15 protein-coding genes are annotated in these 17,847 nt (G+C 65.0%); 7 read left to right on the top strand and 8 right to left on the bottom strand.

Translation table 11 applies throughout. The features are described from left to right. Positions 1-236: 236 nt before the first annotated feature. Complete coding sequence (locus tag ACIGKL_RS12970) at positions 237-866, top strand: TRAP transporter small permease (RefSeq protein ID WP_397487045.1); 630 nt, start codon at positions 237-239, stop codon at positions 864-866. Then, a complete protein-coding gene (gene dctM, locus ACIGKL_RS12975) occupies positions 863-2,146 on the top strand; it encodes a C4-dicarboxylate TRAP transporter large permease protein DctM (protein WP_397487046.1) in 1,284 nt (427 codons plus the stop codon). Before ACIGKL_RS12970 ends, dctM begins: the two co-directional genes overlap by 4 nt. Before the next feature lie 287 nt (positions 2,147-2,433). On the opposite strand, the gene ACIGKL_RS12980 is transcribed toward dctM, so the two are convergent. The 8 genes from ACIGKL_RS12980 to ACIGKL_RS13015 form a co-directional block, all read right to left on the bottom strand. Beyond that, positions 2,434-3,294 carry an ABC transporter permease subunit gene (locus ACIGKL_RS12980; protein WP_397487047.1) on the bottom strand — a complete coding sequence of 287 codons (861 nt, stop codon included), beginning with the start codon at positions 3,292-3,294 and terminating at the stop codon, positions 2,434-2,436. A gap of 166 nt (positions 3,295-3,460) precedes the next feature. After that, positions 3,461-4,342 carry an ABC transporter permease subunit gene (locus tag ACIGKL_RS12985; RefSeq protein ID WP_397487466.1) on the bottom strand — a complete coding sequence of 294 codons (882 nt, stop codon included), beginning with the start codon at positions 4,340-4,342 and terminating at the stop codon, positions 3,461-3,463. A 23-nt stretch (positions 4,343-4,365) separates the two neighbouring features. Then, the gene (gene potA / locus ACIGKL_RS12990) at positions 4,366-5,520 is read right to left on the bottom strand and encodes a polyamine ABC transporter ATP-binding protein (protein WP_397487048.1); all 1,155 of its coding nucleotides are present in this window, start codon (positions 5,518-5,520) and stop codon (positions 4,366-4,368) included. A gap of 54 nt (positions 5,521-5,574) precedes the next feature. After that, on the bottom strand, positions 5,575-6,669 hold the full coding sequence (locus ACIGKL_RS12995) for a polyamine ABC transporter substrate-binding protein (protein ID WP_397487049.1): 1,095 nt from the start codon (positions 6,667-6,669) through the stop codon (positions 5,575-5,577). Positions 6,670-6,915: 246 nt separating this feature from the next. Next, entirely contained in the window at positions 6,916-8,010 is a 1,095-nt protein-coding gene (locus tag ACIGKL_RS13000; RefSeq protein ID WP_397487050.1) for a polyamine ABC transporter substrate-binding protein, read from the bottom strand. Positions 8,011-8,140: 130 nt separating this feature from the next. Next, on the bottom strand, positions 8,141-9,514 hold the full coding sequence (locus ACIGKL_RS13005; protein WP_397487051.1) for an aspartate aminotransferase family protein: 1,374 nt from the start codon (positions 9,512-9,514) through the stop codon (positions 8,141-8,143). A gap of 105 nt (positions 9,515-9,619) precedes the next feature. Further along, positions 9,620-10,978, bottom strand: coding sequence for a glutamine synthetase family protein (locus ACIGKL_RS13010; RefSeq protein ID WP_397487052.1), 1,359 nt, complete (start codon positions 10,976-10,978; stop codon positions 9,620-9,622). A 41-nt stretch (positions 10,979-11,019) separates the two neighbouring features. Continuing rightward, positions 11,020-11,772, bottom strand: a complete 753-nt coding sequence (locus ACIGKL_RS13015) for a gamma-glutamyl-gamma-aminobutyrate hydrolase family protein (protein ID WP_397487053.1) — start codon at positions 11,770-11,772, stop codon at positions 11,020-11,022. 276 nt (positions 11,773-12,048) lie between these two features. On the opposite strand from ACIGKL_RS13015, the gene ACIGKL_RS13020 reads away from it, so the two are divergent. The 5 genes from ACIGKL_RS13020 to aguA all read left to right on the top strand — a co-directional run bounded on the left by ACIGKL_RS13020 (position 12,049) and on the right by aguA (position 17,831). Then, on the top strand, positions 12,049-13,428 hold the full coding sequence (locus ACIGKL_RS13020) for a glutamine synthetase family protein (protein ID WP_397487054.1): 1,380 nt from the start codon (positions 12,049-12,051) through the stop codon (positions 13,426-13,428). A 111-nt stretch (positions 13,429-13,539) separates the two neighbouring features. Further along, positions 13,540-14,598 (top strand): extracellular solute-binding protein, encoded by a 1,059-nt coding sequence (locus tag ACIGKL_RS13025; RefSeq protein WP_397487055.1) that lies wholly within the window; start codon positions 13,540-13,542, stop codon positions 14,596-14,598. A 121-nt stretch (positions 14,599-14,719) separates the two neighbouring features. After that, entirely contained in the window at positions 14,720-15,361 is a 642-nt protein-coding gene (locus ACIGKL_RS13030; protein WP_397487056.1) for a TetR/AcrR family transcriptional regulator, read from the top strand. Positions 15,362-15,713: 352 nt separating this feature from the next. Further along, the gene (gene aguB / locus ACIGKL_RS13035; RefSeq protein ID WP_397487057.1) at positions 15,714-16,595 is read left to right on the top strand and encodes an N-carbamoylputrescine amidase; all 882 of its coding nucleotides are present in this window, start codon (positions 15,714-15,716) and stop codon (positions 16,593-16,595) included. 129 nt (positions 16,596-16,724) lie between these two features. Continuing rightward, a complete protein-coding gene (gene aguA / locus ACIGKL_RS13040) occupies positions 16,725-17,831 on the top strand; it encodes an agmatine deiminase (RefSeq protein ID WP_397487058.1) in 1,107 nt (368 codons plus the stop codon). The last annotated feature ends 16 nt before the right edge of the window (positions 17,832-17,847 follow it).

Consider the following 17,847-nt stretch of genomic DNA (forward strand, 5'->3'; position numbering starts at 1 on the left):
CGAGGAAGCGGAGTTTACGAGTTGTAAATGAGCATTCCGAGCCTGTTTTTAACGCCGCAGGGCCGACGCGCAGCAGATCACAAACTGGCTCTTAGGCCGGAGAGCCGTAGGGTGGGCGACGCCGCGACCAGCGCCAGCCCACCGCGATGCCCACTGGGCATCGCCACGCTGCAACCGGTGGGTCGGCCGCACATGGCCGCCCCGCCCTACGCCCTTTCCATTCGGGAGAACCGACCATGAACGCCTTGCGGCGCGTCTGGGAGCACTTCGAGGAAGGCTTTATCGCCTTTCTCCTGGCGGCCATGACGCTGATCACCTTCGTCTACGTGATCCTCAACAACCTCTACACCGTTTTCTACTGGCTGGGCGACAGCTTCGGCGGCAACGAGTTTCTGCTCGGTATCGGCGACGCCATCCTCGACATGGCCCAGGCGATGACCTGGAGCAACGCCCTGACCAAGGCCCTGTTCGGCTGGCTGATCTTCTTCGGCCTGGCCTACGGCGTGCGCACCGCCGGCCATATCGGCGTCGACGCCCTGGTCAAACTGGCCAGCCGGCCGGTGCAGCGCGCCATCGGCATAGTCGCCTGCCTGTGCTGCCTGGGCTACGCCGGGCTGATCGCGGTCGGCAGCTTCGACTGGGTACGCACCCTGTTCATCGCCGGCATCGGTGCCGAAGACCTCGGCCACTACGGCATCGCCCAATGGCATATCGCGATGATCGTGCCCTTCGGCTACGCCATGGTGTTCGTCCGCTTCCTGGAAATCTTCGTGCGCATCCTGCGCAACGAGCAGACCGGCCTGGGCCTGGCCGACGAAGCCGCCGACGCCCTGAAGATCAATGAGCACGAGGAGCCCAAGAAATGACCGTTCTGTTCCTCTTCCTCCTGCTGTTCCTGCTGATGTTCATCGGCGTGCCGATCGCCGCCTCGCTCGGCCTGGCCGGCTCGGTCACCATCATGCTGTTCAGCCCCGACTCGGTGCGTTCGCTGGCGATCAAGCTGTTCGAGACCAGCGAGCACTACACCCTGCTGGCGATTCCGTTCTTCCTGCTGTCCGGCGCCTTCATGACCACCGGCGGCGTGGCCAAGCGCCTGATCGACTTCGCCAACGCCTGCGTCGGCCATATTCGCGGCGGCCTGGCCATCGGCGCGGTGCTGGCGTGCATGCTGTTCGCCGCGCTGTCCGGCTCGTCGCCGGCCACCGTGGCCGCGGTCGGCTCCATCGCCATCGCCGGCATGGTGCGCTCCGGCTACCCGCAGGCGTTCGGCGCCGGCATCGTCTGCAACGCCGGCACCCTGGGCATCCTGATTCCGCCGTCGATCGTCATGGTGGTGTACGCCGCCGCCACCGAGCAGTCGGTGGGCAAGCTGTTTATGGCCGGGGTGATCCCGGGCGTGATGCTCGGCCTGGCGCTGATGGTGGCGATCTACATAGTCGCAAGGGTCAAGAAGCTGCCGGCCCTGCCGCGCGCCAGCCTGCGCGAATGGCTGCGCTCGGCGCGCGAGGCGATCTGGGGCCTGTCGCTGATGGTGATCATCCTCGGCGGTATCTACAGCGGCATGTTCACCCCCACCGAGGCGGCCGCGGTGGCCGCGGTCTATGCCGGCTTCGTCGCCCTGTTTATCTACAAGGACCTGACCTGGCGCGAGTGCCCGAAGGTGCTGCTGGAGTCCGGCAAGCTGACCATCATGCTGATGTTCATCATCGCCAACGCCATGCTCTTCGCCCACGTGCTGACCACCGAGCAGATCCCGCAGACCATCACCGCCTGGGTGGTCGACCTGGGCCTGCAGCCCTGGCAGTTCCTGCTGGTGGTGAACATCGTGCTGCTGATCGCCGGCGCCTTCATGGAGCCCTCGGCGATCATCCTGATCCTCGCGCCGATCCTGTTCCCCATCGCCATCCAGCTAGGCATCGACCCGATCCACCTGGGCATCATCATGGTGGTGAACATGGAGATCGGTCTGATCACCCCACCGGTGGGGCTCAACCTGTTCGTCACCTCGGCGGTGACCGGCATGCCGCTGACCCACGTGATCCGCGCCGCCCTGCCGTGGCTGATGATGCTGATCGGCTTCCTTATGGTGATCACCTACATCCCGGCCGTGTCCCTGGCCCTGCCGAACTGGCTGGGCATGAGCTAGGCCGTATCCACGCTGCTACTTTGGTACTTTGTGTACCCACTCCGCCCGGCCTTAGCGCCGGGCTTTTTTTGCCTTGGCGCAAGGCGGCCCCGCGACATCCGGCAGCGGGTGCGCTACGCCGCAATGCAGTCCCGTAGGGTGGGCTTCAGCCCACCAACGCTGATCAGCCTGGGCTAAGGCGGATCGCCAGGCCCCCGAGCCTGCCCCGGAGCGCCTGGCCACAGCTCACTCAGACACAGCCATAAAAAACGGGCCCATCGGGCCCGTTCTTTATCGCTAGCGGTCGTTTAGCTGCGGCTATCGGCCGGCTGCCAGACGGTCTCGTCCATGGCCTGCTGCAGGGCCTTCTTGCGCCGTTCCTCGGCGCGCTGGGCGAAGAACCAGGCGAGGAAGGTGGCGAAGGACACAGCCAGCAGGATCAGGCTGGCCACCGCGTTGATCTCCGGTTTCACCCCCAGGCGCACGGCGGAGAAGATCTCCATCGGCAGGGTGGTGGAGCCGGGGCCGGAGACGAAGCTGGCCAGCACCAGGTCGTCCAGCGACAGGGCGAAGGACATCATCGCCCCCGCCGCCAGCGACGGCGCGATCATCGGCACGGTGATCAGGAAGAACACCTTCCACGGCTTGGCGCCCAGGTCCATGGCCGCCTCCTCGATGGACAGGTCCAGCTCGCGCAGGCGCGCCGACACCACCACCGCCACGTAGGCCGAGCAGAAGGTGGTGTGGGCGATCCAGATGGTGGTCATGCCGCGCTGCGCCGGCCAGCCGATCAGCTGCGCCATCAGCACGAACAGCAGCAGCAGCGACAGACCGGTGATCACCTCGGGCATCACCAACGGCGCGGTGACCAGGCCGCCGAACAGGGTGCGGCCCTTGAAGTGGGTCACCCGGGTCAGCACGAAGGCCGCCAGGGTGCCCAGCGCCACCGCGGCGATGGCGGTGTACAGGGCGATCTCCAGCGAGCGCATCACCGAGTTCATCAGCTGGGTGTTGTCGAGCAGGCCGACGTACCACTTCAGCGACCAGCCGCCCCACACCGTCACCAGGCGCGAGGCGTTGAACGAGTAGATGACCAGGATGACCATGGGCAGGTAGATGAACAGCAGGCCCGCCCAGAGCATGATGTTGGAGAAACTGAAGCGCTTCATGGGCGACCCTCCAGTTCTTTGGCCACGCTTCTGGTTAAAAAGCCGGTTGAACAGAATGATGGGCTCATCGTGAGTGAACGAGTCATGGCCGCCCCTCCAGTTCTTTCGCCCCGCTTCTGGTTGGAAAGCCGGTTGAACAGAATGCTGGGGGCATTGCGATTGGGGATCATGGCCGCCCCTCCAGCTCTTTGGCTTGGTTACGGTTGAACAGGATGATGGGCACGATCAGGATCGCCAGCATCACCACCGCCAGGGCCGAGGCCACCGGCCAGTCGCGGTTGTTGAAGAACTCCTGCCACAGCACCTTGCCGATCATCAGGGTCTCCGGGCCGCCGAGCAGTTCGGGGATGACGAATTCGCCGACCACCGGAATGAACACCAGCATGGAGCCGGCGATGATGCCGTTCTTCGACAGCGGCACGGTGATCTTCCAGAAGTTGTTGAAGTTGCTCGAACCCAGGTCCGACGCCGCCTCCAGCAGGCTGAGGTCGTGCTTCACCAGGTTGGCGTAGAGCGGCAGGATCATGAATGGCAAATACGAGTACACCACGCCGATATAGACCGCCACGTTGGTATTGAGGATCTGCAGCGGCGTGTCGATCAGACCGATGCCCATCAGCAGGCTGTTGAGCAGGCCGTTGTTGCCGAGAATGCCCATCCAGGCGTAGACGCGGATCAGGATCGCGGTCCAGGTCGGCATCATGATCAGCAGCAGCAGCACCGTCTGGTGCTCCTTCGGCGCGCGGGCGATGGCGTAGGCCATGGGATAACCGATCAGCAGGCACAGCAGGGTGCTGAACAAGGCGACCTGCAGCGAGCCGAGGTAGGCCGACAGGTACAGCGCGTCCTCGGTGAGGAAGATGTAGTTGCCCAGGTTCAGCACGATCTGCAACTGGTTGTTGGCCCAGCTGTAGATCTCGGTGTAGGGCGGAATCGCCACGTCGGCTTCGGCGAAGCTGATCTTCAGCACGATGACGAAGGGCAGCAGGAAGAACAGGAACAACCAGAGAAAGGGCACGCCGATCACGGCATGCCGCCCCTTGGGCAGGTAGCGCGAGAGTTTGGCCAGTTTCATGATTGCAGTACCACGCCGCTGTCGTCTTCCCAGTACACCACCACCGGATCGTCCCAGGTCGGGCGCTTGCCGCGGCGCTCGGCGTTGGCGATGAAGCACTGCACGATCTGCCCGGAGGTGAGTTTGACGTGGTACACCGAGTGGCCGCCGAGGTAGGCGATGTCGTGCACGTGGCCGCGGCTCCAGTTGTACTCGGGGTGCTCGTGATCGGCCGGCAGCTCGCTGGCCATCAGCAGTTTTTCCGGACGCAGGGCGTAGCTGACCTTCTTCTCCTCGGCGCGGGTGGTGACGCCATGGCCGATGTAGATCGGCTTGTCCAGCTGCGGGCAGTCGATGATGGCGTGGTCGGCCTCGTCGCTGCTGATCTGCCCGTCGAACAGGTTGACGCTGCCGATGAACTCGCACACCAGGCGGCTGGCCGGGGTCTCGTAGATGTCCACCGGGCTGCCGGTCTGGGCGATCCAGCCGAGGTGCATGATGGCGATGCGCTGGGCCATGGTCATGGCCTCTTCCTGGTCGTGGGTGACCATCACGCAGGTCACGCCGACCCGCTCGATGATCTCCACCAGCTCCAGCTGCATCTGCGAGCGCAGCTTCTTGTCCAGCGCGCCCATGGGCTCGTCGAGCAGCAGCAGCTTGGGGCGCTTGGCCAGCGAGCGGGCCAGGGCCACGCGCTGACGCTGGCCGCCGGACAGCTGGTGCGGCTTGCGCTTGGCGTACTGGGTCATGTGTACCAGCTTGAGCATCTCGGCCACGCGCGCCTCGATCTCGGCCTTGGGCAGGCCGTCCTGCTTGAGACCGAAGGCGATGTTGTCGGCCACGCTCATATGCGGGAACAGCGCGTAGGACTGGAACATCATGTTGATCGGCCGCTGGTAGGGCGGCATGTCGGTGATGTCGACGCCATCGAGGATGATGCGTCCCTCGGTGGGCCGCTCGAAGCCGGCGAGCATGCGCAGCAGGGTCGACTTGCCCGAGCCGGAGCCGCCGAGCAGGGCGAAGATCTCGCCCTTGTTGATGGTCAGCGAAACGTCGTCGACGGCGATGGTCTCATCGAACTTCTTGGTCACCCGATCGATCTTGACCAGCACCTCTTTCGGTGTCTGGTCCCCCTCGAGGGCTTTTTTGTAGGCGCTGGAGGCAACAGCCATTATTGGAAAACTCCCGGAAGATTGCGCCCGGCCCCCACGGCCGGGCGAGAAGGATTACTGACCCGACTTGATCTTGGTCCAGCTACGGGTCATCAGGCGCTGCACCTTGACCGGCAATTCGGCCGAGATGAACAGCTTGTCCAGTACCGCCTGCGGCGGGTACACGGACGGGTCGTTGCGCACCTCCTGGTCCATCAGCGCGCCCGCCTGGGTATTGGGGTTGGCGTAGCCGACGTAGTCGCTGACTTCGGCTATCACCTGCGGCTGGAGGAGGAAATCGATAAAGGCATGGGCCTGCTCGACGTTCGCTGCGTCGGCCGGAATGGCCAGCATGTCGAACCACAGGTTGCCGCCTTCCTTGGGAATGCTGTAGGCGATCTCGATGCCCTTGCCGGCTTCCTCGGCGCGATCGGCGGCCTGCAGGATGTCGCCGGAAAAGCCGGCGGCAACGCAGATCTCGCCGTTGGCCAGGTCGCCGATGTACTTGGAGCTGTGGAAGTAGGTGACATGGGGACGCACCGCCAGCAGCTTGGCCTCGGCCTTGGCATAGTCATCCGGATTGGTGCTGTTGGGGTCGAGGCCCAGGTAGTTGAGCACCGAGGGGATCATCTCGTCGGCCGAATCGAGGAAGGCCACGCCGCACTGGCTGAGCTTGGCCATGTTCTCCGGCTCGAAGAGCACCGCCCAGGAGTCGATCTGCTCGACGCCCAGAACCGCCTTGACCTTCTCGACGTTGTAGCCGATGCCGTTGGTGCCCCACAGGTAGGGCACGGCGTACTGGTTGCCGGGGTCGTTGGTTTCCAGCTGCTTGAGCAGCGCCGGGTCGAGGTTGCTCCAGTTCGGCAGCTTGGCCTTGTCCAGCTTCTGGAAGGCGCCGGCCTTGATCTGCTTGCCGAGGAAATGGTTGGAAGGCACCACGATGTCGTAGCCGGAGCGGCCGGCGAGCAGCTTGCCTTCGAGGGTCTCGTTGGAGTCGAACACGTCGTACAGCGGCTTGATGGCGGTGGCCGCCTCGAACTGGGCCAGGGTGTCCTCGCCGATGTAGTCGCTCCAGTTGTAGATGTGTACCGTCCCCGCCGCCTGGGCCAGGGTATTCAGGCCCAGCGCCAGGGCACTGGTGATCAGGGTCTTGCCGCAGGAAATTCGCACACGCAGATCCTCTTTCTATCGGGCCGCCCGAAAAAGGGCCGGCACTTTAGCGGAAATATCCGTCCTGTTCAGCGTTTCGCGCAGGGCGCTATCCCGCGCGGGAAACGACTGCCGGGTCGCACAGGGACATTCCGATCGGCTCGGCCAGACGGCCCGCCGCAAGGGTCGAACAACGCATACAAGCTTCCTTTTATTGTTAGGGTCTGCGGCGGGCATGCCCACCGCAGACGGGGGTTGCTGCTGCCGTTAGCGGCCGGACTTGACCTTGGTCCAGCTGCGGGTGATGGCGCGCTGCACCGAGGGGCTCAGCTCGGAGAAGGTGTAGAGCTTCTTCGAGGCTTCCTCGGTCGGGTAGATGCCCGGGTTGTTGCGGATTTCCTCGTCCACCAGCTCCGTGGCCTTGGCGTTGCCATTGGGGTAGGCGACGTAGTTGGAGATCGGCGCGATCACTTCCGGGGTCAGGATGTAGTTGAGGAAGGTGTGCGCGGCTTCGACGTTCTTGGCATCGGCGGGGATGGCCATCATGTCGAAGAAGGAGGCGGCGCCTTCCTTGGGAATGGCGTAGGCCACCGGCACGCCGTTCTTCGCTTCCTCGGCGCGGGCCTGCGCCTGGAACACGTCGCCGGACCAGCCCAGGGCCACGCAGATGTTGCCGTTGGCCAGGTCGGAGATGTACTTGGAGCTGTGGAAGTAGGTGATGTACGGGCGCACCTTCATCAGCAGCTCTTCGGCCTTGGCCACGTCGTCGGTGCTGGTCGGGTTGGGATTCAGGCCCTGGTAGTGCAGCGCGGCGGCATAGACTTCGTCCGGAGCGTCGAGCATGGCCACGCCACAGGATTTCAGCTTCTCCATGTTCTCCGGCTTGAACAGCACGTCCCAGGAGTCGATGGTGTCCACGCCGAGGGCGGCCTTGACCTTCTCCGGGTTGTAGCCGATACCGGTGGTGCCCCACAGGTAGGGGAAGGCGTACTGGTTGCCCGGGTCGGCGTTGTCCAGCGCCTTCATCAGGTCGGGGTTGAGGTTCTGCCAGTTGGGCAGCTTGGACTTGTCCAGCTTCTGGAATACGCCGGCCTTGATCTGCTTGGCGAGGAACTGGTTGGACGGCACCACCACGTCGTAGCCCGAGCCGCCGGAGAGCAGCTTGGCTTCCAGCACTTCGTTGCTGTCGAAGACGTCGTAGACCACCTTGATGCCGGTTTCCTTCTGGAAGTTGTCCAGAGTGTCCTCGGCGATGTAGTCGGACCAGTTGTAAACGTGCAGCACCTTGTCATCGGCCTGAGCGGTGCCGGCCACGGCGGCGGCCAGGGACAACGCTAGAAGGGTTTTGCCGAATGTTTTCATGCGTACAGCTCCTGTTGTTGTGTCGGTATTCCGGAAGGTGCGCAGGCCCTTCCGGTGAGGCTGGCCAACGCACTGGCGCAGTCTGGCAAGGTCATGGCACCGCTGACAACTTTCCGTGGCCATCGGCCACTCAGGCCGACAGGTCACGCAGGGTCAGGTCCAGGCACTTGCGCGCCTTCTCCACCAGTTCGTCGATCTCCGCACGGCTGATCACCAGCGGTGGCGCGATGATCATGGTGTCGCCCACGGCGCGCATGATCAGACCATTAGTAAAGCAGTGTCCGCGGCAGACCATGCCCGCCGCCACCTCATCCGGGTAGCGCGTGCGCGTGGCCTTGTCCCGCACCAACTCGATGGCGCCGAGCATGCCGACGCCGCGCACCTCGCCCACCAGCGGATGCTCGGCCAGCTCGCGCAGACGACTCTGCAAATAGGGTGCCGTTTCCGCCCTGACCCGCTCGACTATGCCCTCCTCCTTGAGGATGCGCAGGTTCTCCAGGCCCACCGCCGCCGCCACCGGGTGGCCGGAATAGGTGAAACCGTGGTTGAAGTCGCCGTGCGCCTCGATGGCGTCGAACACCTTGTCGCCGACGATCAGTCCGCCCATGGGCACGTAGCCCGAGGTCAGGCCCTTGGCGATGGTCATCAGGTCGGGCTTGAGCCCGTAGTAGTCGCTGCCGAACCACTGGCCGGTACGGCCGAAACCGCAGATCACCTCGTCGGCGACGAACAGGATGTCGTACTTGGCGAGGATCTCCTTGATCCGCGGCCAGTAGCTCTCGGGCGGAATGATCACGCCGCCGGCGCCCTGGATCGGCTCGGCGATAAAGGCCGCGACATTCTCCACGCCCAGCTCGAGAATCTTCGCCTCCAGCTGGTCGGCGGCCCACAGGCCGAACTCCTCCGGCGACTTGTCGCCACCCTCGCCGAACCAGTAGGGCTGCGGGATATGAGTGATGCCGGGGATCGGCAGGTCGCCCTGCTCGTGCATGCCCTTCATCCCGCCGAGGCTGGCACCGGCCACGGTGGAGCCGTGGTAGCCGTTCTCGCGGGCGATGATGATCTTCTTGTTCGGCTGGCCCTGGCACGCCCAGTAGTGGCGCACCAGGCGCAGCATGGTGTCGTTGCCCTCCGAGCCGGAACCAGTGAAGAACAGGTGGTTCATGCCGGGCGGGGCCAGTTCGGCGATGGCCTGGGCCAGTTCCAGCACCGGCGGGTGGGCGGTCTGGAAGAAGGTGTTGTAGAACGGCAGCTGGCGCATCTGCGTCGCCGCCGCCTCGACCAGCTCCTCACGGCCGTAGCCGACGGCCACGCACCAGAGCCCGGCCATGCCGTCGAGGATCTTGTGGCCCTCGCTATCCCACAGGTACACGCCCTTGGCCTCGGTGATGATGCGCGGGCCCTTCTCGGCCAGCTGTTTGTAGTCGCTGAACGGCGCCAGGTGATGGGCGCGGCTCATGGCCTGCCACTGGGCGGTTTTCGGGTTGTTCACGTGCTTGCTCATTACCAACACCTTATCTGTGGGCTGCCCATTCCTCGTGGGAGGCGCTTCAGCGGCGATTGTCGCGGCTGAAGCCCCTCCCACAGAGGCCTGAGAAGCGCCGGGAAACTACACCGACAGCAGCAGGAACTCGCGCTCCCAGGAACTGATCACGCGCTTGAAGTTCTCGTGCTCGGCGCGTTTCACCGCGACATAGCCGCGCATGAACTTCTCGCCCAGGTACTTCTCGGCGGCCTTGCACGCCTCCATGCGCTCCAGCGCCGCCTCGATGGTCAGCGGCAGGCGCAGGTTGCGCCGCTCGTAGCCGCGGCCCTTGACCGGCGCGCTGGGCTTGATGCCCTCGACCATGCCGATGTAGCCGCACAGCAGGGAGGCGGCCAGCACCAGATAGGGGTTGGCGTCGGCGCCGGCCAGGCGATTCTCCACCCGGCGGTTCTGCGGCCCGGCTTCCGGCACGCGCAGGCCCACGGTGCGGTTCTCCTCGCCCCACTCGACGTTGACCGGCGCCGAGGTATCGGGCAGGAAGCGGCGGAACGAGTTGACGTTCGGCGCGAACAGCGGCAGCACCTCGGGGATGTACTTCTGCAGGCCGCCGATGTGCTGCATGAACAGCTCGCTCATGCTGCCGTCGTCGTTGGAGAAGATGTTCTTGCCGGTCTTGATGTCCACCACGCTCTGGTGGATGTGCATGGCGCTGCCCGGCTGGTCGGTGATCGGCTTGGCCATGAAGGTCGCCGCCACGTCGTGCTTGAGCGCGGCCTCGCGCATGGTGCGCTTGAACACGGTGATCTGGTCGGCCAGGTGCAGGGCCTCGCCGTGACGGAAGTTGATTTCCATCTGCGCCGGGCCGTCTTCGTGGATCAGCGTGTCGAGATCCAGATCCTGCAGCTCGCACCAATCGTAGACGTCCTCGAACAGCGGATCGAATTCGTTGGCGGCGTCGATGGAGAACGACTGCCGGCCCACTTCCGGGCGCCCGGAGCGGCCCATCGGCGCCACCAGGGGGAAGTCCGGGTCGCTGTTGCGCTTGGTCAGGTAGAACTCCATCTCCGGCGCGACGATCGGCCGCCAGCCCTTGTCGGCATAGAGCTTGAGCACGTTCTTGAGGATGTTGCGCGGAGACAGCTCGATCGGGTTGCCCTGCTTGTCGAAGGTGTCGTGGATCACCATTGCGGTCGGCTCGATGGCCCAGGGCACGAGGAACACGGCGTTCTCGTCGGGGCGGCAGAACATGTCGATGTCCGCCTCGTCGAGCAGCTCGTAATAGATGTCGTCCTCGACGTAGTCGCCGGTGACGGTCTGCAGCAGCACGCTCTCGGGGAGGCGCATGCCCTTCTCGTCGAGGAACTTGTTGGTCGGCGAGATCTTGCCGCGGGCAATGCCGGTCAGGTCGCTGACCAGGCATTCGACTTCGGTGATTTTGCGTTCTTTCAGCCAGCTCGTGAGCTGGTCTAGCTTGGTACTCATAGAGACCTCAGGGTTGGAGAATCCGACTAGATATAGTCGGTTCAGCGTTGCCCCGCCCTCTCCCTGCAAGCCTCACCAAAGGCCTGGAAGATGGCGAGATAATTCGGGTTGGATCGTACCTGCCATTCGGGGTGCCATTGCACCCCCAAGGCAAAGCTTTTGGCACCCTCGACGGAGAAGGCTTCGATCAACCCGTCAGGCGCCAGTGCTTCTACGCGAAGGCCCGGCGCCAGACGCTCAACGCCCTGGCCATGAATGGAATTGATAAGGAACTCGCTCGGCAAGCCGATGCCGTCGAGCAGCCCGCCCGGCTGCACCTGCAGCAGGTGGCGCAGGCCGTATTGCTGATCCGCCGGCAGCCCTTCGGGCTCGCGGTGGTCCATATAGCCTGCGACTTCCTGCACCTTCTGGTGCAGGGTGCCGCCGAAGGCCACGTTCATCTCCTGAAAGCCGCGGCAGATGCCGAGCAACGGAATGCCCCGGGCAATTGCTGCTTTAATCAAGGGAAGGGTGGTGCTGTCGCGGGCCGCATCGTGCAGGGTGCCGGGCTCGCTGGCCGGGCCGCTGTAGTGATGGGGCTCGACATTGGACGGCGAACCGGGAAAGACCAGGCCGTCGAGCATGTCCAGCAGGCGCTCCTGATCGAGCGAGTCGCCCAGGGCCGGGATAATGATCGGCATGCCGCCGGCGGCGTACACAACGGCCTGCAGGTACTTGTCACCCGCGGTGTGATAGAGGTTGTGACCGATCTGCTTGGTGCAGGCACTGACGCCGACTATCGGCAGGCGAGACATGGGACACCCGTTTTATTGCTGTTATGGGTTTGAGCCGAGCTTAGCCTTGTTCATTTTATTACACAATAGCTCTGTAAAAAATTGAACACACCCGACTGAGCACCCCGGCGGGCCAGGCGTTTCAGCCGGGCGCAATGCCCTGAAACGCCCCAAAACTGGCCGTACAGCCCTCTTTTAGGGCATCATAGGGCTCTCTTGACAGCCATGGGTGTTTCCGATTGACTCACACCCATGCAGTTGCATGATTGATATTTTTAACAATAAAGGTGTTGCATCATGTCGGTACCCCCGCGTGCCGTTCAGCTTAACGAAGCGAACGCGTTCCTTAAGGAACATCCTGAGGTCCTGTTCGTCGACCTTCTTATTGCAGATATGAATGGCGTGGTGCGCGGCAAGCGCATCGACCGTAACGCCCTGCACAAGGTGTACGAGAAAGGCATCAACCTGCCGGCGTCTCTGTTCGCCCTCGACATCAATGGCGCCACCGTGGAGAGCACCGGCCTGGGCCTGGACATCGGCGATGCCGACCGCATCTGCTTCCCCATCCCCAGCACCCTGTGTAACGAACCCTGGCAGAAGCGCCCCACCGCGCAGCTGCTGATGACCATGCACGAACTGGATGGCACCCCCTTCTTCGCCGACCCGCGCGAAGTGCTGCGCCAGGTGGTGCAGAAGTTCGACGACATGGGCCTGAAGATCTGCGCCGCCTTCGAACTGGAGTTCTACCTGATCGACCAGGAGAACGTGAACGGCCGGCCGCAACCGCCGCGCTCGCCGATTTCCGGCAAGCGCCCGCATTCGACCCAGGTGTACCTGATCGACGACCTCGACGAATACGTCGACTGCCTGCAGGACATGCTCGAAGCCGCCAAGGAACAGGGCATCCCGGCCGACGCCATCGTCAAGGAAAGCGCCCCGGCGCAGTTCGAGGTCAACCTGCACCACGTCGAGGACGCCATCAAGGCCTGCGACTACGCGCTGCTGCTCAAGCGCCTGATCAAGAACATCGCCTACGACCACGAGATGGACAGCACCTTTATGGCCAAGCCCTACCCGGGCCAGGCCGGCAACGGCCTGCACGTGCACATCTCGCTGCTGGACAAGAAGACCGGCAAGAACATCTTCGCCTCCGACGACCCGCTGCAGAACCAGCCGCTGCGCCACGCCATCGGCGGCATTCTCGACACCATGGCCGCGAGCATGGCCTTCCTCTGCCCCAACGTGAACTCCTACCGCCGCTTCGGCGCGCAGTTCTACGTGCCCAACGCGCCGAGCTGGGCGCTGGACAACCGCACCGTGGCCGTGCGCGTGCCCACCGGCAGCGCCGACGCCGTGCGCATCGAACACCGGGTGGCCGGCGCCGACGCCAACCCCTACCTGATGCTGGCCTCGATCCTCGCCGGCATCCACCATGGCCTGACCAACCAGATCGAGCCGGGCGAGCCGATCGAAGGCAACGCCTACGAACAGCTGGAACCCAGCCTGCCGAACAACCTGCGCGACGCGCTGCGCGAGCTGGACGACAGTGAGGTGCTGAACAAGTACATCAGCCCGGACTACATCGACATCTTCGTCGCCTGCAAGGAAGCCGAGCTGCAGGAGTTCGAGACCACTATCTCCGACCTGGAATACAACTGGTACCTGCATACCGTTTGACGCAATGCCCGACGCCGGCCCCAGTGCCGGCGTCGTTCTATCTGCCACTCACGCTCTGCCGAGCCGCCCACGCTGCGCGGACCGGCGAAGCCATGCCTCGAGGAGGTCGTCATGTTCCGCGTTCTCGCTCCGCTACTGCTGGCCCTCGCCCCTGGACTGACGGTTGCCGCCGACAGCATCCGCGTCTACAACTGGAACGACTACATCGCCCCGCAAGTGCTGGAGAGTTTTACCCGCGATACCGGCATCGCCGTGGAGTACCGCACTTTCAGCAGCGCCGAGGAGCTGGCCGACGCCCTGGCCAGCGGCGAGCCCATCGACGTCGCGGTGCCCTCGCACAACGACCTGCCGGCGCTGATCGCCACCGGCGGCCTCCAGCCGCTGGACCTGCGCCTGTTGCCCAACCGCAAGCACCTGGACAAGCAGCTGCTGAGCAAGCTGGCCGCGGTCGACCCGCAGAACCGTCACGCCGTGCCCTACCTGTGGGGCGCGGTCGGCCTGGCGATCAACGTGCCGCAGGCCGAGGCCGCCTATGGCGGGCCGCTGCCGGACAGCTGGAGCCTGCTGTTCGACGCCGCGCAGAGCGCGCGCCTGGCCAGCTGCGGCATCAGCGTGCTGGACGCGCCCGACGAGACCCTGGCGCTGCTGCTCAACTACCAGGGCCGCAGCCTGGCACGCAGCGCACCGAGCCGCATCGAACGCGCCGGAAACCTGCTCGAGAACCTGCGCCCGCACCTGCGCTACGTCGACAGCGAACGCTATATCGACGACCTCAACCATGGCCGTCTGTGCCTGGCCATGGCCTGGGTCGGCGATGCCCTGGCCGCCGCCGATGCCGGCCAGCCGGTGCGTTTCCTGGTGCCCGAGGAAGGTTCGGTGCTGTTTATCGACAACCTGGTGATTCCCAGCAGCGCACGCCGCGCCGACCTAGCGCACAGGTTCATCGACTACCTGATGCAGCCGCAGGTGGCCGCACTGATCACCGCCGAGACCCTCTACCCCAACGGCAACGCCGACTCCGCGCAGTTCCTCGACGCCGCCCTGCTCAATCAGCCCGGGCTCTACCCGGACCAGGACACCAAGCGCCGCCTGCACGCCGTGGAGGTGCTGCCGGAGAAGCACGCCAAAGTGCGCGACCGGGTCTGGCAGCGCTTTCGCGCCGGCAGTTGAAGGGCTGACGCCGGAGCCAGGCACAACCGCGGCTCGAGTGACGCACATTGCTGCCGCGAACGGCTTGCCTCGGCAGCACCGCCTGGCATCCAATAGCGCCTCCTCGACCCCGGAGTTCGTCATGTCGCGCCCCGCCAGCCCCCGCAAACTGCGCGCCAGCAGCCAGGCGCGGATCGCCGTGATCCTCCAGGCCGCGCGCGAGCTGCTGGCCGAACAGGGCGTGGCCAACCTGTCGATCTATGCCGTGGCCGAGCGTGCGGCGATTCCGCCGTCCTCGGTCTACCACTTCTTCGCCAGCGTGCCGGCGCTGCTCGAAGGCCTCACCGCCGACGTCCACGCCGCCTTCCGCGCCTGCCTGCAGCAGCCGGTGGAACACGCCGCGCTGGGCAGCTGGCACGACCTGTCGCGCATCGTCGAGCAGCGCATGCTGGCGATCTACGCCCAGGATGCCGCCGCGCGCCAGCTGATCCTCGCCCAGCACGGCCTGGCCGAGGTGACCCAGGCCGACCGCCAGCACGATGTGGAACTGGGCCGGCTGATGCAGGCGCTGTTCGACCGCCACTTCCCCCTGCCGCAGTTGCCGGACGATATCGAGGTGTTCGCCCTGGCCATGGAGCTGGGCGACCGCGTCTACGCCCGCTCGGTGCAGCTGCACGGCGCCATCACTCCGCGCCTGGCCGAGGAAGGCATGCGCGTGTTCGACGCCTACCTCGGCCTGTACCTGCCCGCCGCCCTGCCGAAACGCCCCGCGCCGCTGGCGTAGGGTGTCGCGGGACCACCTAGGCCGCGCGCACCGCCGACACCTTGGGTGCGCCGGCGCCGCCCACAGCGCTGTAGCAGCGAATTTATTCGCGAAGGACCCTGGTCCGGCGCTCGGCCCTTCTCGCGGATAAATCCGCGCCTACCCCATGCGGGCCCAAGCAAGACTCAGCGTGCCGGATATTTATTCGATAAAAATCCGAAATATTTTCGGTTTAATCCCGCCAGCATCTTCTAAATTCGATTTTTATCGGATATAAATCGAACATCTCGCCATGACCGATGTCCTTGCATGGCTTCCCGAACAGGCCTCCGCGAGCGCGGAGACGCCTGTCCACACGTCCAAGAGGTGCTGTATGTCCCGTATCGTCACCGTCGCCGCGACCCAGATGGCCTGCTCCTGGGATGTCGCCGGCAATATCGCCAACGCCGAGAAGCTGGTGCGCCAGGCCGCCGCCCGGGGTGCGCAGATCATCCTGATCCAGGAGCTGTTCGAGACCCCCTACTTCTGCCAGAAGCCCAATGCCGACTACACCCAGCTGGCCACCCCGGTGGAGGAGAACCCGGCGATCCTGCACTTCCAGCAGGTCGCCGCGGAACTGCGAGTGGTGCTGCCGATCAGCTTCTTCGAGCGCGCCGGCCGCGCCCGTTTCAACAGCATCGCGATCATCGACGCCGACGGCAGCAACCTCGGGATTTATCGGAAAAGCCATATCCCCGACGGCCCCGGCTACCACGAGAAGTACTATTTCAACCCGGGCGACAGTGGCTTCAAGGTGTGGGACACCGCCTACGCCAGGATCGGCGTCGGCATCTGCTGGGACCAGTGGTTCCCCGAATGCGCGCGCAGCATGGCGCTGATGGGCGCGGAGATCCTCTTCTACCCCACCGCCATCGGCAGCGAGCCGCACGACCCGGCCATCAACTCGCGCGAGCACTGGCAGCGCGTGCAGCAGGGCCACGCCGGCGCCAACCTGATGCCGCTGGTGGCCAGCAACCGCATCGGCCGCGAGGAACAGGACGGCTACGCCATCAGCTTCTACGGCAGTTCCTTTATCGCCAACCAGTTCGGCGAGAAGGTCGAGGAGTTGGATCAGAACGAGGAAGGCGTGCTGGTGCACAGTTTCGACCTGACCGAACTGGAGAAGGTGCGCAGCGCCTGGGGCGTGTTCCGCGACCGCCGACCGAACCTATACTGGCCGCTGGCGACCCTCGACGGCGAGCTGCCGTCGGCGTAAACGCCCTAACCCCCCTCTCCCATTTATGAGAGAGGGGCTGGGGGAGAGGGCCAGGTCTCAACCACCCTCTCCCCGACCCTCTCCCGCAAGCGGGAGAGGGAGCCCGAACCACAGCCCCCGGTAGCCATTATGACCACCCTGAACACCACTCCACGCGCCGACGGTTTCCGCATGCCGGCCGAATGGGAACCCCACAGCCAGACCTGGATGGTCTGGCCCGAGCGCCCGGACAACTGGCGCCTCGGCGGCAAGCCGGCGCAGGCCGCCTTCGCCGCGGTGGCCCGCGCCATCGCCGAGTTCGAGCCGGTGACCGTCTGCGTGTCCGCCGGCCAGTACGACAACGCCCGCGCGCGCCTGGATCACGCGCGCATCCGCCTGGTGGAAATCAGCACGGACGACGCCTGGGTGCGCGACACCGGGCCGACCTTCGTCACCGACGCCGCCGGCGAAGTGCGCGGCGTGGACTGGACCTTCAACGCCTGGGGCGGCTTCGACGGCGGCCTGTACTGGCCCTGGCAGCGCGACGACCAGGTGGCGCGCAAGATCCTCGAGATCGAACGCTGCCCGCGCTACCGCACCGAAGGCTTCGTGCTCGAAGGCGGCTCGATCCACGTCGACGGCGAAGGCACCCTGATCACCACCGAGGAATGCCTGCTCAACCAGAACCGCAACCCGCACCTGTCCCGCGAGCAGATCGAGGCGGTGCTGCGCGAGCAGCTGGCCATCGATACGGTGATCTGGCTGCCGGACGGCCTGTACAACGACGAGACCGACGGCCACGTCGACAACTTCTGCTGCTACGTGCGCCCCGGCGAGGTGCTGCTGGCCTGGACCGACGATCAGAACGATCCCAACTACCCGCGCTGCCAGGCCGCCATGCGCGTGCTGGAAGGCGCGCGCGACGCCAAGGGCCGCCAGCTGATCGTGCACAAGATGCCGATCCCCGGACCGATCCACGCCACTGAGGAAGAATGCGCCGGCGTCGACGCCGCCGAGGGCAGCCAGGCGCGCGATCCGTCGATCCGCCTGGCCGGCTCCTACGTCAACTTCCTGATCGTCAACGGCGGCATCGTCGCGCCGAGCTTCGACGACGCCAAGGACGCCGAGGCCCGCGCCATCCTGGAAAAGCTCTTCCCCGCCCACCGCGTGGTGATGGTGCCCGGCCGCGAGATCCTCCTCGGCGGCGGCAATATCCACTGCATCACCCAGCAGCAGCCGGCGCCGCAAGGGCGCTGAAGTTTCGGGCGGGCCG

This window comes from Pseudomonas sp. NPDC077186 (assembly GCF_044543505.1).
Classification (GTDB): Bacteria; Pseudomonadota; Gammaproteobacteria; order Pseudomonadales; family Pseudomonadaceae; genus Aquipseudomonas.